The following is a 25,679-nucleotide window of genomic DNA, read 5'->3' as shown; positions in this document are numbered from 1 at the left end:
CGGCAGGCCTCCCCAATTGCGTCATAGACAGACAGTGGGTGCTGGAGAGATTCCAGTGGTACCGGGCGGAGACTGTTATCCAGCAGGGGGGCCTCGTCGCGCCGCACACGGGATGGCAAGGGTTGCAGGTGTTCCCGCTCCTGCCGCCAACGGTCGATGGGGCGCTCGTTCAGGGTGGCGTGGACCCGCACATTCGCCTCGTCTGCCAACCAGTCACGGACGCGTCGGTTGGCAGCAGCACAATCGAGCAGCAGCCCCGTGCCCTTCATCCGGGTCAGCAACGGGTTGTAGAAGCTCTCGCGGAAGTAGCGATTGAAGCGCTCGACCTTGCCTTTGGTCTGGGCCCGATACGGGCGACACAGCCGGATCCGGAACCCCAGGTCATCGGCCAGTTGAAGCAAGCCGGGGTGAAAACGGTGCTTGCCGTCACCGTAGGCATCGCGTTCCAGCACCACGGTCTTCATGTTGTCGAACAACACCTCGCGGGGCACACCGCCCAGATAGTCAAAAGCCAGCAACAGGGAGTCCCGCACGGACTCGAAGGATTCGTCCGGTACGAAGGTGACAAACGTCATGCGGCTGTATCCCAGCGTGGCGACGAAGGCCGACATGGGGGATCTGGCCCGGCGCAAGACCACGAAATCAGCCTGCAACTGCCGTCCGGGCTCGGTCTCGAAACGGACGGCCGGACCTGCTTCGCGGCGGGCGGGCTTGAGCGTGGCGAGGAAGGCGCGCAATAACGAGAGACCGCCGCCATACCCTTGAGCGCGGATTTCCCGATTCAGGACGGTGGCAGGCAGCCAGATGGGGTGGGCCTGCTCGACCCGTTGCCGCAGATAAGATTCAAATGGCCCCAGTTTGGTGGGGCGTGGTTCACGGGGCTGGTATCGCGCTACCGACGGATCGCGGAGGTAGCGGCGCACGGTATTGCGCGAGACCCCCAACGTGCGGGCGATGTGCCGGATGGAGTGGCCCTGTCGGGCAAGAACTCTGATTTCCACGGTTTGCTCCTGGGTCAACATCGACGGCCTCGAAAAGGCCGCCAAACTAGCCCAGGTGGATCAGTTTTACTTCGCTGGGGTGGGTCAGTTTTACACTGCTGCTAACACGGAACCGCTGAAAATTCCGTCACTCCAGTTCCAGGCCTGCGACGATCGCATCGAGATCGATCGTCTTGCCGCTGCTTTGAAAGGTGTAGTGCCCGTTGAGCAGGATGTGCCGCCATGCCGCAGGCGAAATTTTTGTGATGAGTGCCAGCGCCTTGCTGTTGCCGGCCGCCTCGTACTTGGTCACCAGCCGCGACAAGATTGCCGAGTTGTAGAAAATGATCGTGTTGGCGATCAGCCGTGCGCACTGGTTGCTGATCTCGATTTCAATGTCGGTGCGACCGGTCAGTTCCTTCTTACCGCCGACCTGGGCAATGGCCGAGCGTAGCTGATGGTAGGACTCGAGGCGATTTTGCGAGCGGTGCACGTTGCGTTCCAGTTGCGGATCGCGCAGGTAGCGAAGCGTGTAGATGCTGCGGATGAGCTTGTCGAACTCGAAGATCGCGCGCCGCGTCGGGTTCGTCGTGGTGTAGGTGCACAGCTTGCGGATCAGCGTGCCCTGCGTCATTTCCTTCAGCCCGAGTGTGGCGACGATCCGGTCGATGTTCGGCTTCTCGCGATGGATGAGATCGCAGTCGATTTTCCCGACTGGCCGAATCAGGCACGCCTGATACTGTGCTGGATCGTCAGCGCAGTAGAGTTCTTTCAATTGCGCGTTGAGGTCGGTGAAGCGCGGCTCGAACCGCCGGCCAAACCAATGCAGGATGGCGAAGTTGGCCTTGTTGACGCTGTGCATGTCGCCGGTGATCGCGGTCGGCATGATGTCCGACGTGTTGCGATACCAGATGTCGAACACGTGGTGGGCCTCGTAGTCGTGCGCGCCGATCAGGTAGCCGTTGAGCGGGATGTGGTTGCACAGCAGCGTGTAGGCGACCACGCCCTTGCCGCGCCCGAAGTACTTGCGCGAATAGCGCGCCTTCACGGTCGGCCGTTCGACGCTGAATTTCTGCCCGTCGACGGCACCGTACAGCGTTTCGAGGTCGAACGAGTAGTATGGGAAGATCGGTAGCGTGGCGATGGCGTTGCTGATGCAGTCGTTGGCCGCGTGCAGCGTTGCCTGGCGCAGGTACTGCTGGTAGCCGCTATCCAGCACGTGGTACGGGATGTCGCTGGTGCGCGCCATGACGTGGTTGCCGTGGTTCATCGCTTGCGCGATGATGACCGCCATCAGGCTGTCAGCGTCGGCGACCTTCTTCGCGTAGCGCGGCTGCATGGGCGTGAACGCCGACAGAAACTTGCACTCGTCGTTGACGAAGCGAAACACGTCGGCCACGTCGCAGAACGGAAGCTTCTCGTAGAATGCCTTTTCGCGCGCTTTCTCATTCTCGCTCTTGGGCTTGCGCCAGGTCAGTTTCTGCGTGTCCTTGTTGTATTCGAGGTGCGTCAGCTTGCCCTGTTTCAGCTCGCGGTTGAACGCCAGCCACTGCGTGCGCAGTTCGGCAGTCAGCGCATCGAGTTGGGCATGGACGGGTTGCTGCAGGAAGGGGATCTCCATTTTTGCGAGCACATCGATCTTCCTGTCCATCTCAACCAGTTCATCTGAGAAGTGCCGGTGTTGCAGGCTGTCGTCGAGGTAGAGTTCACCCGATTGGAGACGCTTCCTGATCTGGCGGTACAGCCAGAACTCGTAGCGGTCAGCGTGCAGGCCGGTTGGTTTACCGTCGGCGTCGAAGGTCAGCAGGTACGGCCGCAAGCGTTTCGGAAGTGTCGCCGCGGGCCACTCGTCGAGTGGCCGTTGCGACAGCCGCTGCTGCTTGGCAAAAACACCTTTGGCCCAGGCCAGCGCGGCAAGCCATGGACTGTCTGGATTGGAGCCGGAGAGGTCGAGCGCAACGTACAGTGGACGAAGATGGCGGCGCATGCGGTCGGCCAGCCCGTCCACCGCCTGCCACTGCAAGGCCAGCTTGCTCGCCGGCTTCACGCTCATACGCTGCGCCGTGGTTTGCAGCGTATCGCGAGGCATGATCTTGTAGGCGCGCTGCCGCACCTCGCCGAAGGGCGTGGGATCGGCCACGCTATCATCAACGTAGAGTGACAGCAGGCGGCCTACCCGCGGCGTTTCCTGCTGACGGCGCACCTGCTCGTCGGCAAAGGATTGTTTGGCACCAGCGCTGCTTTCGTCCTCCAACTGCTTCATGTGGTACGCCATCGCATCGACCAGGTTGTCGGAGAGCTGCCGGTAGCGTACCCAGGCATAGCACAGCAGGTAGAGTTGGGTCTGATCGGCCTTCAGATTGCGCAGGTCGTGGACGGTGTAGAAGTTTGCCAGGCTCGCGTAGTACAGCAGGTTCTGCTGCGAGACGTCGAGTTTAGGCAGCAGTGTCTTGGCGATTGCGTGCAGCGGCTCCAGCGTGGCGCGCTTTTCGCGCTCGCGGACCATCTGGCGCCAGCCGAAATTCTTGGCGTCCTGCTTGAGCGCCGCCAGTTGCGACAGGGTGTCATCACGGACCAGAAGCTGGCTCAGCGCGGCCTTGGCAGATTCGTCCAACGCTTGCTCCAGCAGATTGCCCAGGCGCCGGCGCTCGGCGGATAGCGTTTCGCTGACCAACTCTTGCAAGGTCGTATAGCCGGGCCGGATAATCTTGTGCTCATTGAGCCAGACGATCAGCTCGGCGGCGACGAACCCCGGCGTTACGTCACGCCGCACGGTCCGTGCGGCCTGCTGCTCGAGCTGCGGCAGGAAGGCGGCCGACCACGGCCAGTAGCCGAATAGTTTGGCGATCTGCTCGCGCTGGGTGTAGCGTTCATGCTTGGTGATCGCCTTGGGTTCGAACACCTCGCCGTGGAAATAGCGGCTCAGCACGAAAGCGCAATCGTCCTCGACTTCGTCCCAGTCGAAACTGAAGAAGGCATGCTTGGCCTTGAAGTAGCCGATCTGCAAGAGGCAATAGACCTTGGCATGAAGACTGGGCCGGCTGTTGGCAAGCGCCAACTCGGTTTCTGTCACAGCCAGATATTCCAGCTGCTGCGCATCATCGAACTCCGGCAGGCCATACAAGGCCTCCTGTTCGGCGTCGGATAGGACGCTGAGTAGCTTGTTCTTCTTGCTCATGGCCCGTTCTTGCTATCTTGAGGTTTCGTAGAAACATGGGGCATTTTCGATTCTACTGAAATAATCGTTATTATCGCGTTACTCGCTTTTCGAATCGCAACCTGTCCATATGAAAACGGGCCAGACTACGGCTTCGAGTTCTACCCCAGTCGGCTTTCCCGATGCGGATTCGCTGGCTGCCTTGCGCGGCTGGTACGCGGGACTCAGCTCTCGCGCGGCCGTTGAACACTACCTGGCGGCACGCAAGGCCGCCGGTCAATCAGCGCGAGGGATGCTGGGGCATATCCGCCGCCAGCTCATCGTTTTCGCCAACAGCCGCCACCGGCCGGATCTGGCCGACGTGTTCCAGCACGCCCCCGAAGAGCGACAGGGGCGCGCGGGTGCCGTCGAACGCGCGATCCGGCTCTTGCCCACGCTGCCGGCGCCGAAGCCCCAGATCAGCGACAGCATCGACCAGTGGCTGTCTCCGAGGACCGTCAGGGCACTGCAGGCGTACGGTATCCACACCCTCTCGGCGCTGACCGTGCGCATTCCCCGCCGGCGTGGCTGGTGGAAAGCCATCGAGGGACTCGGCATGACAGGCGCCCGGCAGGTCGAGGCTTTCTTTGCCGCACATCCGCAGCTCACCGAGCGCGCCCGGGCCCTGATCCCGATTATTCAGCCCAGCGGCATCGTGCCGTGGGAGCAGTTGCGTCTGCCGAACGAAGTCGACGGCTCGCAGGGCAATTTCCGGGCCCCGCGCAACGCTTGCACGCTGAATGCGACCAACGACTACGAGGCCGTGCAGGCCTGGCTGGCGCTGCACGAGACTGTCGCCACACAGCGCGCCTATCGCAAGGAGGCTGCGCGGCTAATCCTGTGGGCCATCGTCGAACGCGGACGGGCGCTATCATCCCTGACCACGGACGATGCAATCGCGTACCGGGCCTTTGTCCGGCACCCGACCCCGCGCGAGCGTTGGGTGGGGCCACCTCGACCACGCGATTCGGTGGAATGGCGCCCCTTCTCGGGCGGCTTGTCCGCACGCTCGGCAGCGTATGCGCTGACGGTGCTCTCGGCGCTGTTCCGGTGGCTCATCGAGCAGCGCTATGTGCTGGCCAACCCTTTCGCCGGCGTCAAGGTACGCGGTCACGCCTTGCGGCCCGCACTGGATACGGCGCGAGGCTTTACCGAGGGAGAATGGCTACTGCTGCGCGCCATTGCAGACGGCCTGGAATGGTCCTACGGCTGGTCCGAGCCGGCAGCACAACGCCTGCGCTTCATGCTCGACTTCGGCTATGCCACGGGCCTGCGCGCTAGCGAACTGGTCGGCGCCGTCCTGGGTAATGTCCGCCTCGACGAGCACGGTGACCACTGGCTGCATTTGGTTGGCAAAGGTGGCAAACCAGGTAAGGTGGCCTTGCCGCCGCTCGCGTATACGGCGCTGGACCAATACTTGGCACAGCGTCAACTGCCAGTCAGCCGGGAACGGTGGAATCCGAAAACGCCCCTGGTGGGCAGTCTTGGGGAAGACGGTAATGCCGGCATCACCGGCCCTCACCTTTGGTGCGTGTTGCGAAGATTCTTTACGCAAGCCGCTGAGGCCATTGAGGCCGATCATCCGGTCGCCGCCGAAAAGCTGCGCCGTGCCACGCCTCATTGGATGCGTCACAGTCATGCCAGCCATGCGTTGGCCCGGGGAGCTCAGCTCACCGCGGTGCGCGACAACCTACGCCATGCGTCGATCGCCACGACGTCGATGTATTTGCATGGCGATGAGCTCGAGCGCGCCAGGCAGATGCGGCAGGCTTTTGGCGCTCGTCACGTCAAGCGAGGAGTCGACTGAATTTTCATCATACGGAATGACGGAATTTTCTGGGATTCCCGCTTAGAACCCCAGAACGTCCAATGCATCATCCAGCGCCAGCGTTTCCCATGCAAGGACAAAGGCAACCAGAACCGCCATCCTTTTCTGCGGTGACATCCTGGCAATATTGAACACCGAAGTCATACCAGCATAACGTGCGAGATTTTTCAGGCGCACAGCCGGGAGTGTACTCAGGTTTTCAGCATGCAGGCCAAAATCGTTCAGAGTTTTCCAGCGTTCAATTGCTTCATTAAACGCCGGACCACTGATGGTCACAGGGCCCTTTTTCAGTGATTCCAGTAAAGACAGGCGGCTGCAATCAGTTGGCCCCAGCAGCATCTCCAGCTGTGAACGCTGTTCGGCTGACGGTATCAGTGCCAGTTTGTTCCACAGGCGCAACGTCGCCTTTTCCCTTACCTCTGAAATCAACCGGGTCAGCGTAGTGGCTCCGGGGAGAATAATACGATGTTGCATAAGCCACCCTGTCGCCAGATCGAAAAGCAGGCCAGGACGTTCGTTGCTTATCCAGCTCCGGGTATATAAAAGACGGGTAAGGCGAAATGTCCAGGGCCAGGCAAATTCACGATACTGATAGTGCTGACGTATCAGCGCTGCATGCTCACGGCGGGTATTTTCCCTCTGACCGTATTCTGCAAGAACGGTGATATCACGAATCCCGAGCTGTCTGGCGGTAAAATGCCGGACGCCGGAAGGAATATGATTCATATCGGTGAGGAAGGTGCCCAGAAAACGGACACATCCAATTTGCAGGGCAATGCCCAGACGGTTGTGATCACCTCTGCTTTTTCCGATAAATTCCTTGTCTGCTTCATCAAGGTGAAAATATCGTGCCAGCTGAAGCTCATCCGGTTCACCGGTGAATCTGCCATAGCTTTCAGTCTGCTCAGTGGTCAGAAAGTCAACGGGCATATCGGCCTCCCTGCCTGACGGGCATTTAGTAACATTTTTCCAACCGTACGAAATGTTATAAATTATCGGACATACTAAAATGGTATTGTTTATGTGTCTATTAAATCGATTTTTTGTTATAACAGACACCTGTTGTCCGATATTTGATTTAGGATACATTTTTATGCGCCTTTTTGGTTACGCACGGGTATCAACTAGTCAGCAGTCGCTCGATATTCAGATCAGTGCGCTCAAAGAAGCAGGAGTGAAAGCAAATCGTATCTTTACTGATAAGGCATCCGGCAGTTCGGTTGATCGTCCGGGGCTTGATCTGCTGCGTATGAAGGTGGAGGATGGTGACGCCATTCTGGTGAAGAAGCTCGACCGTCTTGGCCGTGACACTGCCGATATGATCCAGTTAATTAAAGCATTCGACGCTCAGGGCGTAGCTGTCCGGTTTATCGATGACGGAATCAGTACTGATGGTGACATGGGAAAAATGGTGGTCACTATTCTGTCTGCTGTAGCTCAAGCCGAACGTCAAAGAATATTAGAACGAACAAATGAAGGTCGCCAAGAAGCAATGGCAAAGGGAGTTGTGTTCGGTAGAAAAAGAAAAATAAACAGAGGTGCGATATTAAATATGTGGAAACAAGGTTTAGGAGCCTCACACATATCAAAAACAATGAATATTGCTCGTTCAACAGTATATAAAGTAATAAATGAAAGCAACTAATATAAAAGGTTGAATATGGAATTTAATATTACTTCAAAGTCTAATCCGTTTGGCGATACAACAGCAGAAAATGATAAGAAAATGTTGAGCAGTGCTTTCATCGAAACTGCTGACTTTAGAACTTTAATTGAAACAGATGACCGAACTATTGTTGTAGGCAGACGAGGGACTGGTAAAAGTGCTTTATTCATTCAGCTAAATGAGCATTGGAAGAAAGATAAAAAAATATTAATCCTAAGTTTTTCACCAGACGACACGCAAATAATTGGCTTTAGATCAATGTTGAAGCCATTTACAGGCTCATTCAATTTAGCCAGGGCAGCAACAAGGTTATTATGGCGATATGCTATGTTAATGGAGATAGCATCATATATATCTTCTCATTATAAATTATCATCTCAAATTTCGACAGAAACATTGTTGAATGAGCATTTAAAGAAATGGAATGCTGCACAAGGTGATATTTTAAGAAAGTGTAGGATTGTAGCAAAAGAATATTTAGATGAAAACAATCCTGAAGAATCAATTGGTGACCTTCAATTTAATTTGAATATTTCAGAAATCGAAGGCAATATAGTTTCACTTCTTGAACGCTCAGACAGGAAAGTTGTCATTTTGATGGATAAGCTAGATGAAGCATATGAACCGGATAATATAGGAATCGGAATCATAGCTGGTCTGGCATATGCCTCAATCGAATTAAATCAAAAAGCAAAATGCATTCGCCCAATCATTTTTTTAAGGGATAATATATTTAGATCGCTATCAAAGGAAGATCCTGACTACTCAAGAAATATAGAGGGGCAAGTCATAAGGCTGCATTGGGATTGGGCACAACTCTTAATGCTATCGGCTAAAAGAATGAAAGTGGCATTTAATCTAGATATTGAGAAAGATCAACGGGTTTGGGATAGGTGTACAGCCGATGACCTCAAAGGAAGGAATGGTTTTAAGCGATGCTTGCAATTTACCCTTTACCGTCCCAGAGACTTACTGTCATTGTTAAATGAAGCTTTTTTCTCCGCATTTAGAGAGAATCGAGAAACCATTATTAACACTGATCTAGAATATGCAGCCAAGTCAATTTCCATGGCCAGGCTTGAAGATCTTTGGAAGGAGTACCAGAAGATTTTCCCTTCAATACAAGTTATAACTAGTGCATTCCGTAGTATTGAACCTGAATTAACAGTCTACACTTGCTTAAAAAAAATAGAAGCATCTTTCGAATCAATAGAAGAAAATGAAGACCCAAAAATAATCTCTGAAATACAATTACTAAAAGCTAGTGGGATCCTCCAAAGTTTGTATAGCGTAGGATTTGTGGGTATACGTGATAAAAACACTTCATCCTATTCATTTTGCCATGATGGACGAACCCCAGACAAAGGTTTTGAAAGCAGTGAAAAACTATTAATTCATCCATGTTATTGGCTTGGTTTGAATTTAAATCGCAACGCTCTTGCTCCAGAGGAAGCTGAGGAAATAAATGACGAATATGATATCAATGTTGTTTCCGATAATTCAGCCATTAGAAATAAAACAATAGGTCAAATAACCACTCATCTGGATCAAATACCGACAGGAAATGAAGGGGCTAATGAATTTGAGCAATGGTGCTTAGACGCACTAAGAATTGTATTTGCATCCCACCTGACAGATATAAAACCGCATCCAAACGGTAACGCGGTTCAGAGAAGAGATATTATAGGTACCAATGGTGGAAAATCAGATTTTTGGAAGCGTGTATTAGAAGACTATAAAACAAGACAAGTTGTTTTTGATGCAAAAAATTTTGAAGAATTAGGTCCATCTGAGTACAGACAATTACAATCATATTTAACAGGTCCGTATGGAAAATTAGGGTTTATTATTAATAGAGAAGAAAGTGAGGCATTGAAATCAGGGAGAGATTTGGATTGGACAAAAGAAATGTATCAATCTCATAATTCATTAATAATAAAATTACCTGCGAAATACATATCTAAATTGTTGCAAAAATTAAGAAACCCTGAGAAGCATGACGCTATAGATAGTCAGATGGGGAAACTTTTAACTCTATATGAAACATCATATATGGCCATTAAAAGCACTCAAAAGAAACGAAGAAAATAGCATCAGGTACATCATATGAGAGGGTTCCTGAAAAGGAACTTTCTCATATTTTATAATAAATCAATAATATATATCCTTAGCGTACGTTTTCGTTCCATTGGACCTCAAACCCCTGAAAGATGATGGCTGAGCGTGGAGGCAGGAATCTCAAGGTGCTTCTGCAGTTCGCCAACCGGCAGGCCTTCATGACCCGCCCTGACCAGCTCCCGGTATATGCTGAGACGTGTCGGGTGGCCCAGTTCTCGAAGTGCGTTTGCAGCAGTGTTTAAATCCATAATACCTCCTTTATCTATATTTCCAGAATAATAGAAATATAGCCTGCGTCAATCGTTTCTGCCGTGAGGGTACCGCTTTCCCAATCATGCTCTGTCCGCCAGGTTATGGGGGGCAGAGCCAGAGCACTACCGAAATCCTTGCGAATACCCGTGCAGGGAATAATTTCCGCCCCCTTTATGGCCGGAAAAAAAACTGATAAACGTCGCCTTTTCAGAAGGTTGCTTTCTTAACGTGGTTTTTCGCATGGTTGGACCTCAGACCCCAGCACCAAAGACCCGTCAACGGGCGTGCCCCCAAAATCTACTATGAGCAGCGCACCAGGCTTTATCCCTTCCCGGAAAGAGTAGGTATCACTTCGAAAAAAGAATACTCCCGGCGCTCCTGTATTACAGTGCTGATCGAGTGACAGCCTGTTTTCCTGGTAGTCGGTTGCTGGCGATGGAAAACCCATTTTTAACGGCCTCCGTTGGGGTTAAAAAGCATGAATGTCCGGTTCTCTCCTTCCTGAGTGGAAATGTCTTTAAAAACGGTCACGTAGGTTTCAATCCACTGATTTGCTTGGCGACAACTCCAGTGAAAATTAATCAGCGCAAGCTGGCTGACAAAGGCTTCTGTCGTAACTGTCTGACGACCGTTCGGCTCACGCTTAATGCTCGCACGCCAGGCTGAGTCAATTTCATAGTGTCTAGGCATGAAAAACCTCCGATCAATATAGCTGTATGCATATGGGTCTTCCCTTGTTGTGGTGGCTGAAGGCATGATAATGGTGTATTTAATCGCCAGAGGTCACCGCCATGGACGAAAAGTCCCTCTACGCTCATATTCTCAACCTGTCCGATCCGTGGCAGGTAAAGTCCCTTTCTCTCGATGAAAATGCCGGTTCTGTTACTGTCACTATTGAGATCGCTGAAAACACCCGGCTAGCCTGTCCGACCTGCGGTAAATCCTGTTCTGTTCACGATCACCGTCATCGTAAATGGCGCCATCTTGATACCTGCCAGTTCACCACTATTGTTGAAGCCGATGTTCCACGAATTATGTGTCCGGAGCATGGCTGCCTGACGTTGCCTGTTCCGTGGGCTGGCCCCGGAAGCCGGTATACGTTGCTATTCGAATCGTTCGTTCTCTCATGGCTGAAAATCAGCACCGTTGATGCTGTCAGGAAGCAACTTAAGCTCAGTTGGAATGCGGTTGACGGCATTATGACCCGGGCAGTTAAGCGAGGTCTTGCCCGGATAAAAAAGCCATTATCCGCCCGTCATATGAATGTGGATGAGGTCGCCTTTAAAAAAGGACATCGTTACATAACGGTGATCTCCGATCGCGATGGTCGGGCGCTGGCCTTAACGGATGATCGCGGCACAGAGAGTCTTGCCGGCTATCTTCGCACGCTCACTGATGGGCAGTTGCTGGCTATCAAAACGCTCTCAATGGACATGAACGCGGGCTATATAAGAGCAGCGCGTATCCACTTACCCAGTGCGGTTGAGAAAATCGCCTTTGACCGCTTCCATGTGGCGAAGCAACTGGGCGAGGTAGTTGATAAAACCCGTCAGAATGAACATCCGCACCTCCCTGTTGAAAGCCGACACCAGGCAAAAGGAACCCGCTTCCTGTGGCAGTACAGCGATAAGTGGATGACCGAATCCCGGCAGGAAAAGCTGATGTGGCTGCGTGCACAGATGAAGCTGACGAGCCAGTGCTGGGCGCTGAAAGAGCTGGCAAAGGATATCTGGAACAGGCCATGGAGCGAGGAAAGACGGAGTGACTGGCAGAGATGGTTGGCGCTGGCGGCTAACAGTGACGTTCCCATGATGAAAAATGCCGCGAAAACGATAGGAAAAAGGCTGTACGGGATCCTGAATGCGATGCGACACAGTGTCTCAAACGGAAATGCGGAGGCACTTAACAGCAAGATCAGGCTGCTGAGGATAAAAGCCAGGGGATACCGAAACCGGGAGCGCTTTAAACTGGGGGTGATGTTCCACTACGGAAAGCTGAATATGGCGTTCTGAGCCTTCCCACCATGATCGGGGAAGACCCATGCATATACAGTATAAAGAATCAGTTTTATTCTTCAACACACTGCTTATTATGTTGTAACTACTCCCTACCTTCAGGTTCATGGTTCATTTTGTTAACGGTCTGTTGCTTCACAGCTTTGCTGATAGTCGCCCGGCTACAACCCAGCACTTTTTGAATCTGGCTCCAGGAGCTGCCGCTCGCAATCAGCCTGTTTATGGCGTCATAGCGAGACTGATTAACCTGGCGGCCTTTATACTTCCCTTCCCTTTTCGCCCTGGCGATCCCCTGCTGCTGCCGTTCCCGGCGCTGTTCATAGTCTCGCCTGGCGACGGCGGCCAGCATATCCAGCAACATATCGTTTATGGCCGAAAACATTCGGCTGTCAAAATCATTGTGACCCGATGCGAGCCAGGTTGTCGGAACGTTGACGGCCACAACCCGGATATCTTTCTGCCGGATCATTTTCTTCAGTGTGTTCCAGTCCTCCCCTACCAGGCGTGAAAGCCTGTCCACATCCTCTACCAGCAAGATATCGTTTTGCTGACAATCTTTCAGGAGCCGGAACAACTCAGGGCGTTCAAGCTTAGAACCTGATTCATTTTCAATGTAGTAGTTACAGATGCTCAGGCCGCGCTCGATGGCGAAGGTATTTATCGTGTCCAGGGCGCGTGTTGCATCCTGTTCAGTCGTGGATGCGCGTAAGTAAGCTCTGACAAAGCCTTTCGGTACTGTTTGAGTCATTATAGGGAACCAGTTCATTTTGAGTTAACCAGACACACCCATACAGTACCCATTTCAGTTGGTTCAGGGAAGGCACACTCAAAAAGAACCAGCAAACACCCCCGACCCTATAGTGACAACGTCACACTAAAGATTTACAATATAAAGATATTGTAAAGACACACCACGCTTTACCAAGTAACCATCATGTAAAGACAGCGCTATATTTACCACGTAAAGATTAAATAAAGACATGCTTGTCTTTATTTGTGCTTTACATGGTAAATCTTTTTGATTATAAAGACACTGTAAAGACAAAAATATCTTTACGAAAAACACACGATGTAAAGACAAATAAATCTTTACATGAGCTTTACAACATAAAGAGAGGAGTTGTGAAAATGGGTAAAATCTTGCTTGTCGTATCAGATAAGGGTGGGGTAGGCAAAAGCACCTACGTAGCTAACACAGGCTCAATGCTGGTCAACAAAGGTAAGTCGGTAATTATCCTGAAGACAGATAAAAACCACGATCTGTTGAGCTGGAACGAAAAGCGGACAGATAACGGCTTACTCACTATCCCGGTTCACGCAGCTTACGGAAACGTCAGCAACGAAATTAAGCGCCTTAGTAAGCTGTGTGAAGTCCTCATTGTCGATTGCCCCGGCCATGACAGCCAGGAGTTCCGTAGCGCCCTGACAGTATCAGATATCGTGGTAACACTGGTTAAGCCGTCCTCTGATTTCGAAAGCGAAACACTGACCAGTGTTACAGAGAAAATCCGCACCGCTCAGAAAGCTAACGCAGCTCTGGAACCGTGGGTGCTGTTCACCAGAATCAACTCAGCGAAACCCCGCCACAGAAAAGCGGCCATTGATCTGGATAAATTACTGCGTTCGGACAACATCTGGATTCAACCTCTGAAAACCCGGATATCCGAGCTGGATGTGTATGAAAGCGCCTGTAATGAAGGGGCAGGGGTACATGACGTTAGCCGGGCATCGAGCCTTTCAACAGCGAAAGCACAGATTGAACTTGTGGCACAGGAAATTGGCATTTTATAGCAATATCAACAAGATTCATCGATATCTTTACATTGTAAATACACAATAAAGATACTATGATATTTACAATAAATGCATACCGTACAAGAGGAAATTTTCATGGCTTTAAAACTAAACCGTCCGAACATCGATGAATCTCAGCAACCAGCAACAAACGCAGAAACCGCGCGTTTTATCTCCGGCGCTACCAGAGCGCCTGTAGTGGGTAAACCAAAGTTGATGAACTTCAGACTGCCAGCGTACTTTGAGGAGATCCTGGAAGCTGAGGCGCAGAGAACAGGCCAGAGCAAGACAACCGTTCTAAAGGCAGCGCTGGCCGCATTCGATAACCTGGACGAGAACCTGAAAAACCACTGGCTGCTTGAATCTGCAAAATTAGGGTAGCGTTATGGCTAAGAAAAAGAGATATGTCGTGATGATTAGAGATAAAACCAAATACAGCGGCAATCAGCGATTATTAGCCTGGTTAGTATGGTTCGCTAACAGGCATAATAAGGCCGTTGCCTATGACTGCGGAGAATGGATTGTCGAACCATCATATTGGTTAAGAATTGGAAATCCAAAATAGAAAGCAACCTAAGGAAAGAAAAATGTTCATATTCAGATATATTAAAGCTCTTATTAATATCTACTTGTTATACATCCAACCGATATTGGGGATGTTCCTTATAGGTATAGGCTTATGGGGTTTCTATGCACCTGATGAGGGAACTTGTACTAATCTCAATATTGAGTTATGCGCTGTATCAGCTATTGATGTTCTGAAGCCTGCTATTTTTGTATTTTTAGGCATTATTACCGTTGCCGGATGGTACTTTAGCGAACTTCAGCCGAAGCTAAGGGGGGAGGGCAAGTATATGAAGGTAAAAACAGGTGTAAAACCGGAAGATTTCGTTAAGTAAAAACCGAGCCTAAAGACGTTAACCGTGGGGGATTTATGAATAAATCATGGCTTGAACAACAGGTGCAAAATGAAAAATTAAAAAAAGTACAGGAAGAGAAAAAAGATGGCACTATCCAAAAAGGATTGTACAGGGTTCGTATAAAAGACAAATACAGGTGGGATTTGTGGGAAAATGATTTCAGAGTTGTCATTGCTTATTCGAAAGATGATGCAGAGCTAAAATTTACGGGAATGACAGATTTTAATGAACATTACTATATAGAAAGCATTGAAAAAATAACGCTTTCAGATATAGAAAAAATCTTACTGGAAAACTGAACAGATAGATATCGAGAGGTTTAGTTAAATAATGGCGTTAGTTTTTCAACCAGTAGCAGATCGCTTAAACCGTCTAAAGAAACAACTTCTATACCAGAATCAACAAGTGAATCAACTCCAGATACTTCACCGAAGCCGATAACCATAATCGGCTTTCGGTCTATTAAATCCAAAATCACCAAAGGCAATATTACACTGTTAATCGCCTCAAACTCCTGAAAAAACATTTCAGAGCCGTATTCGCTGGCAGGAAAAAGAATCTCACTTAATCTCAAACCATAAAAAATATGGTAGTGTTCTTTAAGGTTATCCTTTAAAATATTAACAGCCTTAGAATATTTTTCGTTAATAAACTCTTTAACCTGATATTTCATAAATCTCTCCAACAAGAACCGACTGTAGGTCACCGGGCAAACGTTGCGGAATGGCGTCAGAGACGTCATTTTGCGGCGTTTGCCCTATCCTGCATCGCAGTGAAAAGAACTCACCTCGTGCGCTATGATAAACCGATGATAAAAGGCTGAAAGAAGCACTGCAAGCCTACGGACTAACATTGTTGCTTCACAGCTGGTCATCATTGGTTGCCTCAGTGCTGGTATGCTTTGCATCAGGAACCAGAAGGCAATACCACGGCATTTTTTTGTTAAGCAGCTCCATCAGGGGAGTGGCAAACAAACTCAATCCCCACAGCGTTACGATTACTGGAATGGTGAAATTTTGCGGCGTCCAGAACTGATGCTCAAGGTGAAACCATGTAACAACACACATCAGGCCACCAATCCAGAAAATAGCTGTACTGAAAGCCCCCAGGACTGCCAGAGTAATAACTGAGACTAAATGCAGTGCGCCAGCCGTTGCAAGACGCAGATAAAACCAGAACCATTTAGCGTGCCGGATAACCGGGTTACCGTTCTTTTCTCGCAATCGTTTTTTACGTTCCTGGATGATTTCATTTTTCAGCTTACTTCGTTCGGCTCCCAGCGGAAACTCATAGATTTTAGCCATGTTTTGCCTCACTTACTCTTTTTAGAGGGAACCGCTTTATCAAACTCTGCTAAGAAAGCGGCATCATCACCATTCATAAATTCATCTGTTTCACTATCAATACCAGTAAAATTATCTTCAGAGATAAGAAACTCAAAGCGTAAAACACTAACTTTACGACCTTCTTTACTTTCTATTAAACAGGAAAGGAATTCTATCTCTGTTTTTTCTTTGATCTCTTTTATTGCTTTGTTGATCACTTCTCTTTTGAAGATAGGAAACTCAGGATATTTATAAACCAGTTCGTCATCTTCTATAGTATATGCAATCAACTCATCTTTTAATTCGTTAAGCGGTATTGTGAAATAATTCTTTGATTTGAATTTGGAATAATTTTTCCTTATCAACTGATATAAAGCCCATGAGTATTGACCACTTAATCTCATCGCTGAAGTAAGCAATTGAGTAGTAAACTTATTTTCACCACCAATTAAATTTGAAATGTAAGGGTGTATTGTATGTGTAAACTTAAGAACAACATACCCCTCATTCGGGCTATATGCGCAATAATCAGTAATCCCCATATCCAATCGTTCTAAATTCTTGCGCATTGCATCAGGTAGACCTAATTCATTAGATAATGCCAAAATATCATCACTTGAAAGGGAAAGCTTACTAGTATTAAGTAAATCAGCACCTTCCTTTAGTTGACGATATGCAACTGAAGGTTTTACTTTCGTAATAGACGCATAGGTATCAGCGGTAATTTTAAAAATCATACCAGGTTCAAGCGGTTTTTTTGTATCTACAGACACCAATGCCAGACACAAAACCCTCTTTGCTGAAAGAGGTAACTGAGCAAGAGTTTTATTGATTTCATTTCGATGTCGAATTTTTGTCTTCTCGGAAATCTTTCTTATCGGCATTGTTTTATCCTCACCTACTGTTTGTCCAATTAACATACCAAAACAAACATGATGGCTCAACAAAAATTCATCATGTTTAGTGACAAATCCCATCATGTTTAACTCAGCAATTTTAGGGGGGACATGCTATGGCGAGCAGCTAAACAGTGAAAACATGTTTAAAACATGAACTGATCATCTGAAGATCGAAAGATCTGAAGTAAAAGAATCAATCGGTTAATTATGTGACCTAAACCATCATGGTTAGTGACACAGACCATCATGGATAGTGACCTAAACAATCATGGATAGTGACACAGACCATCATGGATAGTGACCTAAACCATCATGGATAATGACACAGACCATCATGGATAGTGACCTAAACCATCATGTTTAATCTTTATTTAATATAAATATCAGCACCTTACCAATCTCCTAAGTCTTTAAGTTTTTAAGTCTTTTAACAAAAAAAAAGAAAATATAAGTTTTTTAATGCACCGCGGCTGTGGATAACTCAGCATAAATCCAGAGGATAGATCCGTCTGGCCTCCCTGAGCACTGCACCACCAAAAATTGAGCAAATATTAACCTTGGCGCGTAAGTGCTTTATTGAAATCCCGTGGAAATTCCGCTTCCTCGCTCACTCGCGGGCTTCGCCCTGTCGTTCGGCTGCGGCGAGCGGTGTGATCTCTCAGAAAAGATCCAGACGCGATCCTTTTTCGATCCAATCCTAAAACGCAATCAGAAGCCCTCAGCGGCGTTATAACGGCTTTTACCCGGTCATGATTCAACGCAACGGGTAAAAAGCGCTTAGAGCGCCATACAGCTCGTTTTACGAAACAAGCCAAAAATTAGCCTGGGGGTGATCTCCGCTCGCACAGGATGCCAGCAAAATTTCACAACCGGCGAGGATGGCCACCGGATTTTTGATGGCAATTGTCGTTCTGCAGCTGGCGCCCGGATTCATTTTTTGCTGTCAGACATCAATCGGTTTCAGCAACACGCCCCGTAATTCGCTGCTAACGCATCTCATAACGCGCAGATACAGCGCCCCGCGCCAGTGTTTCACACTGACCCGGCGTACCGTTCGCAAGCTCACGCGCTAACTGCGACAGGCTAAACGTCGCCTGATAGTCAGAAATTGGCCTGGCAGGGGTGAGGGGGGGTTATCGCTATCATTCGGGCTTGTTGGTTCGCCAGTCCTGGCGAACGTCTCCGGCGCGATGTTACGACAGCGCATTATGTAACTACAGTTCGCGCCTCTTTTGGTAATCCCTTAAGCACGGTAAAGCAATACCTGTCTTTACTCAATCTTTACAATGTAAAGCAAAAAAAAGATGTTATAACCATCATTTGATGGTATAATACATTTGTTGGTTGGGAATGCTTCCCTGCCAGGTTCCAGAAGCCCACACGGGCGGGAGAAAAAATGAAAACTATCACTGAAATCAAAAACGAAGCTCAGGAACTGCTGTTCAAATTCAAGCAAGGCCAAATCAGTAAAAATGTACTGTATGCAGAAGGTTTCACGCTGACAATGCATTTTAATGAGGCTATGAACAACGCAAGTGACGATCCGGCATTCTCTGAAATCAAGAATACCGCGATTGCATTGCAACTGATAAAACATTTGGCGACATCATAAACTTAATAAATATTCAGGGGGATTTTTATCCCCCTTTTTCTGAACAATAATCTTGCAATACCATCATTTGATGGTATAATGAATTTGTTGGTTGGGAATGGTTCCCTGCCAGATTCCAGAAGCCCACACGGGCGGGAGCGAAAAATGAATATTCAGGAAGCATTAAACGTTTTTGGTTTATCCGGTGATCTGACTGAAAAGGACATCAAGGCGGCATACAAAAAAGCGGCTTTAAAATATCATCCAGACCGCAATCCATTGGGTGCTGAGCTGATGAAAGCAGTAAATGCAGCGTTTGATTTTCTCATGGCTAACATTGATAAAATCAATCAGTTTCAAAGCACTGATGAAAATGCACGTTACAACTACGGTGAAGATCTGGAAAAAGTTTTGAATACGCTTTCCGGCCTTACAGGGATTGTCTATGAAGTCATTGGTAATTGGGTCTGGATTAGCGGGGAAACTAAAGAACACAAAGATATTTTAAAGGAAATGGGCTGTAAATGGGCATCGAAGAAAAAACAATGGTTTTACCGTCCTGAAGAACACAAAAGCCGCTGGAACCGTAAAGAACACAGCATTGAAGAAATCCGTGAAATGTATGGTACAGCGGGTAAACGTAAGGCGTCAGGCTGGAGACGTGTAGAAGCTAGCGCATAACCGGAACGGGGGCGAAAGCCCCCTAGAACATGGCAAAGATTGATACGGAGACACGTTGATGAAAAACAAGACCATAACGGAAGCGGAGCTGATAAACATTTTTGAAAGTTACGGAGCCTACATTTGCCCGGATGAGATCGAAATTACAGCAAAAGAATGCAATGAAAATGGTTCAGTCTTACACCGTGGCTTAAACGCAGAAGGATGGGCGCATCTTTTTGCAAAGGAAGAAGCATATCAGCAGGAATGCGAAGCCCAGGAAGCTGCAAGTGATGATGGACACTTTGACGAATAGTCTTAAAACTGCCGTGATTCGATTTGCGGCTTTTTTTTGAGTTCAAAAGGCTGAATCAGATGAAAGAACAGAAAAATTTCTTTGAACGGTATCACCCTGTGTTTGAAATCGTTTGTCGAATCCTGGGGAACGGCTGGCGTGTAAACCTGCTCGATGATTGCCAGTACAGGATAAAGCTAACCTCGCCTCAGTATAAAAATTACTCTATACATATTCGAATGGAAAAGGGAAGGTTAGTTATCATTGGAAGTGTAGACAGTCGAAGCTGGCGAAGTCCTTACCATACTTGCACTGTATCGCCAGTACGTAACCCTGTAGAAATCGCCGCCGATATTGAAAAGAAAATCCTGGCTGATGCTTTAGATAATGTAGATATGGCGCGAGAATATGAACAACAGTTACAGCGAAAACGCGAGAAAAAACAGATCCTGAAAGGAATGTTATCTCGTTTAGTGCGTCTTGAAAGCTGGCATGGGACATTAACCGGGTTTAAAGTTGAGAATGGGTTAGATGGTAACGTATCAGAACGGGGCGACGGATATGAAATGGTAATTCGTGGCCTGAGTGTGGATCAGCTCATAAAGGTAGCGGGGTTTATTAAACAGCTATGAGGCAAAAAATGAATGAGATCCTGAGCGACAGGAAAAACAAAGGTAATGTAACATACAGGATTGTTGTGTCTGAAGATGCAACACGTTTGTTTATTGAACTTGAAAAACTGATGAAGGTACGCTCTAAAGAAGCGGATAAAAAAACAACTAAAAAGGTTGTTTTCCAAAAATCATTTTATTATGAAGAATTCTGTAACGTTAAAGATGAAATTGATGATCCAATTTTATTGCAATTCTATTCAGATACTATCGTGAAGGTACAAAATCATGAGTTTTAAACCAACACCTGAAGAGGTGAAACAAGCACGTATCAAAGCTGGTTTTACGCAGCAGGAAGCCGCTGAAAGGTTTGGTTTTACGTTATCAGCCTGGCAAGCCAAAGAAACATCCGGTAAAACGTCTCGCGGTTTAGCCGCTGGTACGTATGAATTACTTTTGCTCCTGGCTGATGAACATCCAGATTACCAGCTCGTTAAGCGAGAAAAAAATCAGGATAAAGTGACTAAATGAATTGCATTACCATCATATGATGGTATAATTTATTTGTAGGTCGGGAATAGTTCCTTACCATGATCCAGTAGCCCAAACGGGCGGGAGACTAAAATGAACACTTATGTTATCACTTTCCAGGCTTTAAACACTAAGAAAGAAAAAATCACCTGCTCCGCTTTTGTCCATTCAGAAACTCTCTTCCTTGCCGTTCATTCTTTCGAAGATAAAAATCGCGGTCGTGGTTATGCCATCACGTCTGTTAGTGAATTGTTTGATGATGAATTGACGGCTAAAAATTCCCTCAAGAAAAATATTAACTTTTGGTTTAATGAATGTGGTTTAAGTAAATCTGAGGTTATAAACGAAGTAATTAACTGGAAGAATTTCGCATATACCCTTAAAGAACTGGAGGAAGCCAAAAATGAAGCGATAAAAGAACTGCGGAGTTAATTAATTAGGGGTGGTATCAGGTTGTGGAGGCAACCTGATACCGTGACACTCAATTCCCTCGCGAGGAATATAAAATGTCGGAACGCATGTTATCAGCAATACAGACTATTGAAAAGGGTGGGCGTCCAGTTTTTCCCTTGATGCCATTCTCTGCTTTTCCTGAGTACATGGCATTACTTAGAAAAGCCCTGGAAAAGAAAGAAACAAAAGCACTGATAAAAAAACAGGAGGTGCTATGAAAAAACAGGAATTTTTAGATTTTATCAGTGCAGAACAGAGGCGGGGGGCTGTCCGGTTTTCGCTGGGATTTAACAGCAAAGGGGAAATTGTATTGCACTGGACTAACGAGGCCGGGTTAAGAGTCTGGAGTATACTAAGCGGTAACAGGGGTAAAAGTCCCAGCCGGGCAAACCGGGAAAGAATGAGTAACTTTCGTCGCTGGCTCCATGATGCCCGTCAGGGCATGGAAGGCGACACTCCAGAGGCAGAATAAAATTCCCGTTCCTGAATCGCCGAAGCCCTCCCGTTTACGGGAGGTGCTTTTTTGTATATTCCGCAAAACAGCGCTCGCGCCTCCTGCCAGGCCATTCGCGCAGCGAATTTATTTCCACCCAAGCTAGCCGCAAATCCGTTGTCTCCGGTCGCAGACGTACCAGATCACAGCCATGATAGCCTTTCATTCTTTGCATTTCGATGGACGCTGAAGCACAATTTGAGTGTGGAGGTAGTTCACTGCGATGCAGGATAGGGCAAACGCCGCAAAATGACGTCTCTGACGCCATTCCGCGACGTTTGCCCGGTGACCTACAGTCGGTTCTTGTTGGAGAAATTTATGAAAAAAGTTCAATTCAGGATTGAAGAAAGCCAACATGATGATCTACTTGATTGTCTTAAAACACTTTATCCAGATGAACCGGGTTTAACCGTGGCAAAAGGAATGAAGCTGCTTGCCAGTGCTTTACTGAAAAGCAAGGTTAAAAATGAAGATGTTAATGTTTCAAAAGACAATGATGATTTTATCAAAACCACAATGTATTTGACAGGGAAACAAAGAACTTTAATCGAGAAAGCGGCTCACCGTCATGGCTGGAATTTATCCAGAGAATGTCGTTACCGAATCCAGACGACACTTGAAAATGAACTTGATTTCTTCGATCAGGAACTTCTGGTGATGAATCGTTGCCGTAATGCAATAGATAAAATCGGGCGGAACTTTCATTATATTATCGTTAATGATAATGCCAGGGTACTTGATAAAGATGGGTTCTATCAGGACGCTGAGCGGTTGAGTACAGAGATAATGAGTCTCAAAAGTGAGTTTGAAAACTACATTATGTTATGCAAAGGGCGAACTGTTTCTAACAAGGTTGAGGTGTAATCATGGGCGTTTATGTTGACAAGGAATTCAGGGTAAAGCGTAAGTCCTCTGAAGCTGGCCGCAAGTCTGCTTTCGCCCATAAAGTTAAAAATGGTGGTAAGAATTATCAACGCAACGTTCAGGAACGTATCAACCGCAAGGGTGCCAGTAAGGAGGTTGTTGTCAAAATCTCAGGAGGTGCAATTACCCGGCAGGGAGTTCGAAACAGTATTGACTATATGAGCCGGGAGTCAGAGCTGCCAGTGATGAGTGAAAGCGGTCAGGTATGGAAAGGTGATGAGATTCAGGAGGCTAAAGAGCACATGATAGATCGTGCTAACGACCCTCAAAATGTTTTCGATGATAAAGGTAAGGAAAATAAAAAAGTAACCCAAAATATTGTTTTTTCACCGCCTGTATCAGCAAAAGTAAAACCTGAAGATCTGCTTGAATCTGTCAGGAAAACGATGCACAAGAAGTACCCAAACCATCGCTTTGTGCTTGGCTATCATAACGACAAAAAAGAACATCCACACGTACATGTCGTTTTTCGTATTCGTGATAACGACGGTAAACGAGCTGATATCAGGAAAAAAGATTTACGGGAAATTCGTACAGGTTTTTGTGAAGAGCTGAAGCTGAAGGGCTATGACGTTAAAGCCACTCATAAGCAGCAGCATGGACTTAACCAGTCTATTAAAGATGCTCACAAAACAGCGCCAAAAAGACAGAAAGGCGTTTATGAGGTCATTGATGTTGGATACGACCATTATCAGAACGATAAAACCAAACCAAAGCAGCATTTCATAAAGCTTAAGACACTGAACAAGGGCGTTGAGAAAACATATTGGGGGGCTGATTTTGGTGAGTTAACCACTCGTGAGAACGTTAAGAAAGGTGATCTCGTTAAGCTGAAAAAGTTAGGACAAAAGGAGGTAAAAATCTCTGCACTTGATAAGAACGGTGTACAGCATGGCTGGAAGACTGCCCACAGGAATGAGTGGCAGTTAGAGAACCTGGGGATTAAAGGCATAGACAGAACCACTTCATCCAGTAAAGAGCTGGTGCTGAACAGTGCGGAAATGATTAAGAAACAGCAGCTCCAGATGAGAAATTTCTCGCAAATAAAACAGTCGATGATTCAAAGCGAACAGAAAGTGAAAATCGGCATTCGTTTAGGATAATTCATACTCTCCGGTAACTTATTGATTAAGATCGATTTATTTATCTTGTTAGCAGAGTTTTTGTAAAAAGTAACTAGCGTTAAAAAATTTAGTTAACTTGACTATAAAATCAACGCAAGGCGATCAATCGATCTGCTTTTTTGTTATCAAATGGTGTTTAAATCTGGATATAACCAAAAAACCAGCACAAACAAAATGAAATATGTCGTAAATGCGATCTAAAGATCTGCTTGTGTGGTTGAACGCAGCACATGTAGCTGATAAAGTTTTTATGAGATGTAAATTTGTCCTTTTGTTTTTTTTCTCTGCTTCGGGGTCATCCGAGTCGAGAGAGCGCCTGAAAGGAAAAAACTATGGAATGGTATGTTTTGCAATTCACCACTACGAGATTTGCAGCAGTTTTTGCTCATCTCGAACGCCTGAACTTTTCTTACTTCTGCCCTATGGAGACAGAAAGATATCGTCGCCCGGATAAGATAATTTCATATCGAGAAAGACGTTTGCCGCTTTTCCCCGGTTATCTTTTTATCCAGGCAGATTTTGAAGAGGTTCATTCCACTACAATAACTGCTATCCCTTACGTACAACGCTTTATCTCATTTGGCGGTGAGCCTTTACCTGTACCAGAAGATGTGATGGCGGAGCTTTTGTGCAGACAATCGCATACAACAGCTCAGGCAAATATTTTAAGGAAATTAATTCCACACGAATTTGCTGAAATTCTCCTCATGGATAATCCACAGCAAAGAAGTATGGCTTTCATCCACTACATCACAGAGAGAAGCTTAACCCACAAAATGAAACGGAAGAAAAATGACTGCTACCCGGAAAAAAACCGCAACGAGACGCAAGCCCCAACGTAATACACTCTACCTGCCCTCAGCTTCTCGTGAGGAACTGGATAAAATTGCTCTTGAGATTGGCTATCGCAGGGGGCGGCGTATTTCAAGCTCTGGTGTTGTCCAGTACCTCATTAAAAAATATTCCAGCCAGGCTATTGAGGAGCTGATAAACGAAGACGATGACGACTTCGATGACTAACCATTAAGTCTAAACTTTCCGCGCTGTTCTGGCCGGGAGAAAATCATGTTATCTACTACTGCTTTTGCGGCGCTTGCTTTGCAATGCGCGGCCAGCGTTCATCCCGATACTGCGCATGAAGTTGCAAGGGTTGAATCTGGTTTTAACCCATATGCTATTGCCGAGATAATACCGAAGGTTGAACGTAAGCCCGGTGACAAAGGCGTAGTGTCCTACTTTCCCAAAACTAAGGAGGCTGCACTCCAGATCGTAAATCAAATTGAATCACGAAATCATCGTTACTCAGTCGGTCTTATGCAAATAACGAGTACCAATTTTGCAAACTTCAATACAACCGCTGAGAAAATGTTTGACCCCTGCGAAAACCTCAAGGTCTCAGAGCAAATTTTGGTGGACTGTTATAAACGTGGTGGCGACATTTTACGTGGTCTGAGTTGCTATTATTCCGGCAATCCAGAAACGGGAACTAAACCTGAACCAGATTTTAATAACACCAGTTATATACAGCGTATAGGGTTTAATCCGCCTGATAACAAAAAAAACTGGGTGGTTCCTTCAGTTAAAGATGCAATCAGAAAGGAGAATGTAACGCAGAGTATCAAGCCTAAAGAAGTTACCGTATATCCCCAATATGCCATGCGTGGCACTGTTTTAGATGAAAAGGAAACAAACGATGTTAAAACTCAATAAACGTTATTTAACTCTTTCTGTATTTATGGCTGCATTGATGCTTTGTGTAGCAGAACCTGCCTTTGCTGATGATGTATCCACTAAAACAACTGGCTTCTTGCAGAAGATCATCGATTTTCTGACGGATATCCGTAAGCCAGCAATCACCATCATTGCGCTGGTAATTGGTTATATTGCTATCTTCTCACGCCAGCATGCAGCGTGGATTACGCCTTTAATTATCGGGATTATCATCTTTATTGTTGCGCCATATCTGCCTGACTGGTTAGCGTAATATGTAATAAAAGGGGGCGT

The 25,679-nt window shown here is 47.3% G+C and carries 29 protein-coding genes and 3 pseudogenes; 22 read left to right on the top strand and 10 right to left on the bottom strand.

Features of this window, described 5'->3' with window-relative positions; translation table 11 throughout:
• The coding region (istA, locus tag AC0XWG_RS26090; RefSeq protein ID WP_004199214.1) for an IS21 family transposase at window positions 1-1,022 on the bottom strand (1,022 nt) is incomplete at its 3' end.
• A 106-nt stretch (window positions 1,023-1,128) separates the two neighbouring features.
• A complete protein-coding gene (gene tnpA, locus AC0XWG_RS26085; protein WP_004152392.1) occupies window positions 1,129-4,158 on the bottom strand; it encodes a Tn3-like element Tn4401 family transposase in 3,030 nt (1,009 codons plus the stop codon).
• 109 nt (window positions 4,159-4,267) lie between these two features.
• On the opposite strand from tnpA, the gene tnpR reads away from it, so the two are divergent.
• A complete protein-coding gene (gene tnpR, locus AC0XWG_RS26080; RefSeq protein ID WP_004152391.1) occupies window positions 4,268-5,983 on the top strand; it encodes a Tn3-like element Tn4401 family resolvase TnpR in 1,716 nt (571 codons plus the stop codon).
• A gap of 51 nt (window positions 5,984-6,034) precedes the next feature.
• Here the strand turns inward: tnpR and AC0XWG_RS26075 are convergent.
• Window positions 6,035-6,934, bottom strand: a pseudogene (locus AC0XWG_RS26075) (DUF4158 domain-containing protein); the annotation flags it as partial.
• A gap of 163 nt (window positions 6,935-7,097) precedes the next feature.
• On the opposite strand from AC0XWG_RS26075, the gene AC0XWG_RS26070 reads away from it, so the two are divergent.
• Both AC0XWG_RS26070 and AC0XWG_RS26065 read left to right on the top strand, forming a co-directional pair.
• Window positions 7,098-7,649, top strand: a complete 552-nt coding sequence (locus AC0XWG_RS26070; protein ID WP_032309862.1) for a recombinase family protein — start codon at window positions 7,098-7,100, stop codon at window positions 7,647-7,649.
• Between the two features lie 15 nt (window positions 7,650-7,664).
• Window positions 7,665-9,761: a P-loop ATPase, Sll1717 family gene (locus AC0XWG_RS26065; RefSeq protein ID WP_032309855.1), complete on the top strand. Its 2,097-nt coding sequence runs from the start codon at window positions 7,665-7,667 to the stop codon at window positions 9,759-9,761.
• A gap of 107 nt (window positions 9,762-9,868) precedes the next feature.
• Here AC0XWG_RS26065 and AC0XWG_RS26060 read toward each other — a convergent pair.
• From AC0XWG_RS26060 to AC0XWG_RS26050, 3 genes and pseudogenes are all read right to left on the bottom strand, one after another.
• Window positions 9,869-10,036: pseudogene (locus AC0XWG_RS26060) on the bottom strand (ArsR/SmtB family transcription factor); the annotation flags it as partial.
• A gap of 263 nt (window positions 10,037-10,299) precedes the next feature.
• A pseudogene (locus AC0XWG_RS26055) lies at window positions 10,300-10,488 on the bottom strand (S24/S26 family peptidase); the annotation flags it as partial.
• A 2-nt stretch (window positions 10,489-10,490) separates the two neighbouring features.
• A complete protein-coding gene (locus AC0XWG_RS26050) occupies window positions 10,491-10,730 on the bottom strand; it encodes a hypothetical protein (protein WP_001549892.1) in 240 nt (79 codons plus the stop codon).
• A gap of 101 nt (window positions 10,731-10,831) precedes the next feature.
• On the opposite strand from AC0XWG_RS26050, the gene AC0XWG_RS26045 reads away from it, so the two are divergent.
• A complete protein-coding gene (locus AC0XWG_RS26045; protein ID WP_000343760.1) occupies window positions 10,832-12,052 on the top strand; it encodes an ISL3-like element ISKox3 family transposase in 1,221 nt (406 codons plus the stop codon).
• An 88-nt stretch (window positions 12,053-12,140) separates the two neighbouring features.
• On the opposite strand, the gene AC0XWG_RS26040 is transcribed toward AC0XWG_RS26045, so the two are convergent.
• On the bottom strand, window positions 12,141-12,803 hold the full coding sequence (locus tag AC0XWG_RS26040) for a recombinase family protein (protein ID WP_001549893.1): 663 nt from the start codon (window positions 12,801-12,803) through the stop codon (window positions 12,141-12,143).
• Window positions 12,804-13,183: 380 nt separating this feature from the next.
• On the opposite strand from AC0XWG_RS26040, the gene AC0XWG_RS26035 reads away from it, so the two are divergent.
• From AC0XWG_RS26035 to AC0XWG_RS26020, 4 genes are all read left to right on the top strand, one after another.
• Window positions 13,184-13,846 (top strand): nucleotide-binding protein, encoded by a 663-nt coding sequence (locus tag AC0XWG_RS26035; RefSeq protein WP_000516402.1) that lies wholly within the window; start codon window positions 13,184-13,186, stop codon window positions 13,844-13,846.
• Between the two features lie 99 nt (window positions 13,847-13,945).
• Window positions 13,946-14,230 carry a hypothetical protein gene (locus tag AC0XWG_RS26030; protein WP_001549894.1) on the top strand — a complete coding sequence of 95 codons (285 nt, stop codon included), beginning with the start codon at window positions 13,946-13,948 and terminating at the stop codon, window positions 14,228-14,230.
• 206 nt (window positions 14,231-14,436) lie between these two features.
• Complete coding sequence (locus AC0XWG_RS26025) at window positions 14,437-14,748, top strand: hypothetical protein (protein WP_001549896.1); 312 nt, start codon at window positions 14,437-14,439, stop codon at window positions 14,746-14,748.
• Window positions 14,749-14,783: 35 nt separating this feature from the next.
• Window positions 14,784-15,068 carry a hypothetical protein gene (locus AC0XWG_RS26020; RefSeq protein WP_001549897.1) on the top strand — a complete coding sequence of 95 codons (285 nt, stop codon included), beginning with the start codon at window positions 14,784-14,786 and terminating at the stop codon, window positions 15,066-15,068.
• 20 nt (window positions 15,069-15,088) lie between these two features.
• Here AC0XWG_RS26020 and ddp1 (AC0XWG_RS26015) read toward each other — a convergent pair whose 3' ends face one another.
• From ddp1 (AC0XWG_RS26015) to AC0XWG_RS26005, 3 genes are all read right to left on the bottom strand, one after another.
• The gene (ddp1, locus tag AC0XWG_RS26015; protein WP_001549898.1) at window positions 15,089-15,442 is read right to left on the bottom strand and encodes a DNA distortion polypeptide 3; all 354 of its coding nucleotides are present in this window, start codon (window positions 15,440-15,442) and stop codon (window positions 15,089-15,091) included.
• A gap of 187 nt (window positions 15,443-15,629) precedes the next feature.
• Window positions 15,630-16,073, bottom strand: a complete 444-nt coding sequence (locus AC0XWG_RS26010) for a hypothetical protein (protein WP_001549899.1) — start codon at window positions 16,071-16,073, stop codon at window positions 15,630-15,632.
• 8 nt (window positions 16,074-16,081) lie between these two features.
• Window positions 16,082-17,074, bottom strand: a complete 993-nt coding sequence (locus AC0XWG_RS26005; RefSeq protein WP_077254586.1) for a replication initiation protein — start codon at window positions 17,072-17,074, stop codon at window positions 16,082-16,084.
• 1,315 nt (window positions 17,075-18,389) lie between these two features.
• Here AC0XWG_RS26005 and AC0XWG_RS26000 point away from each other — a divergent pair.
• From AC0XWG_RS26000 to AC0XWG_RS25935, 14 genes are all read left to right on the top strand, one after another.
• Window positions 18,390-18,605: a hypothetical protein gene (locus AC0XWG_RS26000; protein WP_001549903.1), complete on the top strand. Its 216-nt coding sequence runs from the start codon at window positions 18,390-18,392 to the stop codon at window positions 18,603-18,605.
• A gap of 144 nt (window positions 18,606-18,749) precedes the next feature.
• On the top strand, window positions 18,750-19,265 hold the full coding sequence (locus tag AC0XWG_RS25995) for a DnaJ domain-containing protein (RefSeq protein WP_001549904.1): 516 nt from the start codon (window positions 18,750-18,752) through the stop codon (window positions 19,263-19,265).
• A 58-nt stretch (window positions 19,266-19,323) separates the two neighbouring features.
• Window positions 19,324-19,560 carry a hypothetical protein gene (locus tag AC0XWG_RS25990; RefSeq protein ID WP_001549905.1) on the top strand — a complete coding sequence of 79 codons (237 nt, stop codon included), beginning with the start codon at window positions 19,324-19,326 and terminating at the stop codon, window positions 19,558-19,560.
• Between the two features lie 59 nt (window positions 19,561-19,619).
• A complete protein-coding gene (locus AC0XWG_RS25985; RefSeq protein WP_001549906.1) occupies window positions 19,620-20,171 on the top strand; it encodes a hypothetical protein in 552 nt (183 codons plus the stop codon).
• A 65-nt stretch (window positions 20,172-20,236) separates the two neighbouring features.
• A complete protein-coding gene (locus AC0XWG_RS25980; protein ID WP_024194852.1) occupies window positions 20,237-20,449 on the top strand; it encodes a hypothetical protein in 213 nt (70 codons plus the stop codon).
• On the top strand, window positions 20,439-20,681 hold the full coding sequence (locus tag AC0XWG_RS25975) for a hypothetical protein (protein ID WP_000008707.1): 243 nt from the start codon (window positions 20,439-20,441) through the stop codon (window positions 20,679-20,681). The genes AC0XWG_RS25980 and AC0XWG_RS25975 overlap by 11 nt, the downstream gene beginning before the upstream one ends.
• A gap of 93 nt (window positions 20,682-20,774) precedes the next feature.
• Window positions 20,775-21,113 carry a hypothetical protein gene (locus AC0XWG_RS25970; RefSeq protein WP_001549908.1) on the top strand — a complete coding sequence of 113 codons (339 nt, stop codon included), beginning with the start codon at window positions 20,775-20,777 and terminating at the stop codon, window positions 21,111-21,113.
• A 74-nt stretch (window positions 21,114-21,187) separates the two neighbouring features.
• Entirely contained in the window at window positions 21,188-21,352 is a 165-nt protein-coding gene (locus AC0XWG_RS25965) for a hypothetical protein (protein ID WP_001549909.1), read from the top strand.
• A complete protein-coding gene (locus AC0XWG_RS25960) occupies window positions 21,349-21,606 on the top strand; it encodes a hypothetical protein (RefSeq protein WP_001549910.1) in 258 nt (85 codons plus the stop codon). The genes AC0XWG_RS25965 and AC0XWG_RS25960 overlap by 4 nt, the downstream gene beginning before the upstream one ends.
• A 339-nt stretch (window positions 21,607-21,945) precedes the next feature.
• Window positions 21,946-22,491, top strand: coding sequence for a DNA distortion polypeptide 1 (gene ddp1, locus AC0XWG_RS25955; RefSeq protein ID WP_001549911.1), 546 nt, complete (start codon window positions 21,946-21,948; stop codon window positions 22,489-22,491).
• Between the two features lie 2 nt (window positions 22,492-22,493).
• Window positions 22,494-23,654, top strand: coding sequence for a MobP1 family relaxase (mobP1, locus tag AC0XWG_RS25950; RefSeq protein WP_001549912.1), 1,161 nt, complete (start codon window positions 22,494-22,496; stop codon window positions 23,652-23,654).
• A 353-nt stretch (window positions 23,655-24,007) separates the two neighbouring features.
• A complete protein-coding gene (locus AC0XWG_RS25945) occupies window positions 24,008-24,517 on the top strand; it encodes a transcription termination/antitermination NusG family protein (RefSeq protein WP_032309851.1) in 510 nt (169 codons plus the stop codon).
• Between the two features lie 223 nt (window positions 24,518-24,740).
• Complete coding sequence (locus AC0XWG_RS25940) at window positions 24,741-25,385, top strand: lytic transglycosylase domain-containing protein (RefSeq protein WP_032309850.1); 645 nt, start codon at window positions 24,741-24,743, stop codon at window positions 25,383-25,385.
• Window positions 25,369-25,659 carry a TrbC/VirB2 family protein gene (locus tag AC0XWG_RS25935; protein WP_000916156.1) on the top strand — a complete coding sequence of 97 codons (291 nt, stop codon included), beginning with the start codon at window positions 25,369-25,371 and terminating at the stop codon, window positions 25,657-25,659. The genes AC0XWG_RS25940 and AC0XWG_RS25935 overlap by 17 nt, the downstream gene beginning before the upstream one ends.
• The last annotated feature ends 20 nt before the right edge of the window (window positions 25,660-25,679 follow it).

Source organism: Enterobacter sp. DVT3837 (assembly GCF_056238685.1).
This window is presented reverse-complemented; position numbering and strand designations above follow the sequence as displayed.

Coding starts and splice junctions, on each gene's coding strand:
- AC0XWG_RS25990 (WP_001549905.1), top strand. CDS start 19,324: ATGAAAAACAAGACCATAACGGAAGCGGAGCTGATAAACATTTTTGAA.
- AC0XWG_RS25985 (WP_001549906.1), top strand. CDS start 19,620: ATGAAAGAACAGAAAAATTTCTTTGAACGGTATCACCCTGTGTTTGAA.
- AC0XWG_RS25995 (WP_001549904.1), top strand. CDS start 18,750: ATGAATATTCAGGAAGCATTAAACGTTTTTGGTTTATCCGGTGATCTG.
- AC0XWG_RS26040 (WP_001549893.1), bottom strand. CDS start 12,803: ATGACTCAAACAGTACCGAAAGGCTTTGTCAGAGCTTACTTACGCGCA.
- AC0XWG_RS25940 (WP_032309850.1), top strand. CDS start 24,741: ATGTTATCTACTACTGCTTTTGCGGCGCTTGCTTTGCAATGCGCGGCC.
- AC0XWG_RS26035 (WP_000516402.1), top strand. CDS start 13,184: ATGGGTAAAATCTTGCTTGTCGTATCAGATAAGGGTGGGGTAGGCAAA.
- AC0XWG_RS26070 (WP_032309862.1), top strand. CDS start 7,098: ATGCGCCTTTTTGGTTACGCACGGGTATCAACTAGTCAGCAGTCGCTC.
- AC0XWG_RS25965 (WP_001549909.1), top strand. CDS start 21,188: ATGTCGGAACGCATGTTATCAGCAATACAGACTATTGAAAAGGGTGGG.
- AC0XWG_RS26030 (WP_001549894.1), top strand. CDS start 13,946: ATGGCTTTAAAACTAAACCGTCCGAACATCGATGAATCTCAGCAACCA.
- AC0XWG_RS26000 (WP_001549903.1), top strand. CDS start 18,390: ATGAAAACTATCACTGAAATCAAAAACGAAGCTCAGGAACTGCTGTTC.
- AC0XWG_RS26005 (WP_077254586.1), bottom strand. CDS start 17,074: ATGATGGGATTTGTCACTAAACATGATGAATTTTTGTTGAGCCATCAT.
- AC0XWG_RS26010 (WP_001549899.1), bottom strand. CDS start 16,073: ATGGCTAAAATCTATGAGTTTCCGCTGGGAGCCGAACGAAGTAAGCTG.
- AC0XWG_RS26045 (WP_000343760.1), top strand. CDS start 10,832: ATGGACGAAAAGTCCCTCTACGCTCATATTCTCAACCTGTCCGATCCG.
- AC0XWG_RS25975 (WP_000008707.1), top strand. CDS start 20,439: ATGAGTTTTAAACCAACACCTGAAGAGGTGAAACAAGCACGTATCAAA.
- AC0XWG_RS25945 (WP_032309851.1), top strand. CDS start 24,008: ATGGAATGGTATGTTTTGCAATTCACCACTACGAGATTTGCAGCAGTT.
- AC0XWG_RS26020 (WP_001549897.1), top strand. CDS start 14,784: ATGAATAAATCATGGCTTGAACAACAGGTGCAAAATGAAAAATTAAAA.
- AC0XWG_RS26050 (WP_001549892.1), bottom strand. CDS start 10,730: ATGCCTAGACACTATGAAATTGACTCAGCCTGGCGTGCGAGCATTAAG.
- tnpA (WP_004152392.1), bottom strand. CDS start 4,158: ATGAGCAAGAAGAACAAGCTACTCAGCGTCCTATCCGACGCCGAACAG.
- mobP1 (WP_001549912.1), top strand. CDS start 22,494: ATGGGCGTTTATGTTGACAAGGAATTCAGGGTAAAGCGTAAGTCCTCT.
- AC0XWG_RS25960 (WP_001549910.1), top strand. CDS start 21,349: ATGAAAAAACAGGAATTTTTAGATTTTATCAGTGCAGAACAGAGGCGG.
- AC0XWG_RS26025 (WP_001549896.1), top strand. CDS start 14,437: ATGTTCATATTCAGATATATTAAAGCTCTTATTAATATCTACTTGTTA.
- ddp1 (WP_001549911.1), top strand. CDS start 21,946: ATGAAAAAAGTTCAATTCAGGATTGAAGAAAGCCAACATGATGATCTA.
- ddp1 (WP_001549898.1), bottom strand. CDS start 15,442: ATGAAATATCAGGTTAAAGAGTTTATTAACGAAAAATATTCTAAGGCT.
- tnpR (WP_004152391.1), top strand. CDS start 4,268: ATGAAAACGGGCCAGACTACGGCTTCGAGTTCTACCCCAGTCGGCTTT.
- AC0XWG_RS26065 (WP_032309855.1), top strand. CDS start 7,665: ATGGAATTTAATATTACTTCAAAGTCTAATCCGTTTGGCGATACAACA.
- AC0XWG_RS25935 (WP_000916156.1), top strand. CDS start 25,369: ATGTTAAAACTCAATAAACGTTATTTAACTCTTTCTGTATTTATGGCT.
- AC0XWG_RS25970 (WP_001549908.1), top strand. CDS start 20,775: ATGAACACTTATGTTATCACTTTCCAGGCTTTAAACACTAAGAAAGAA.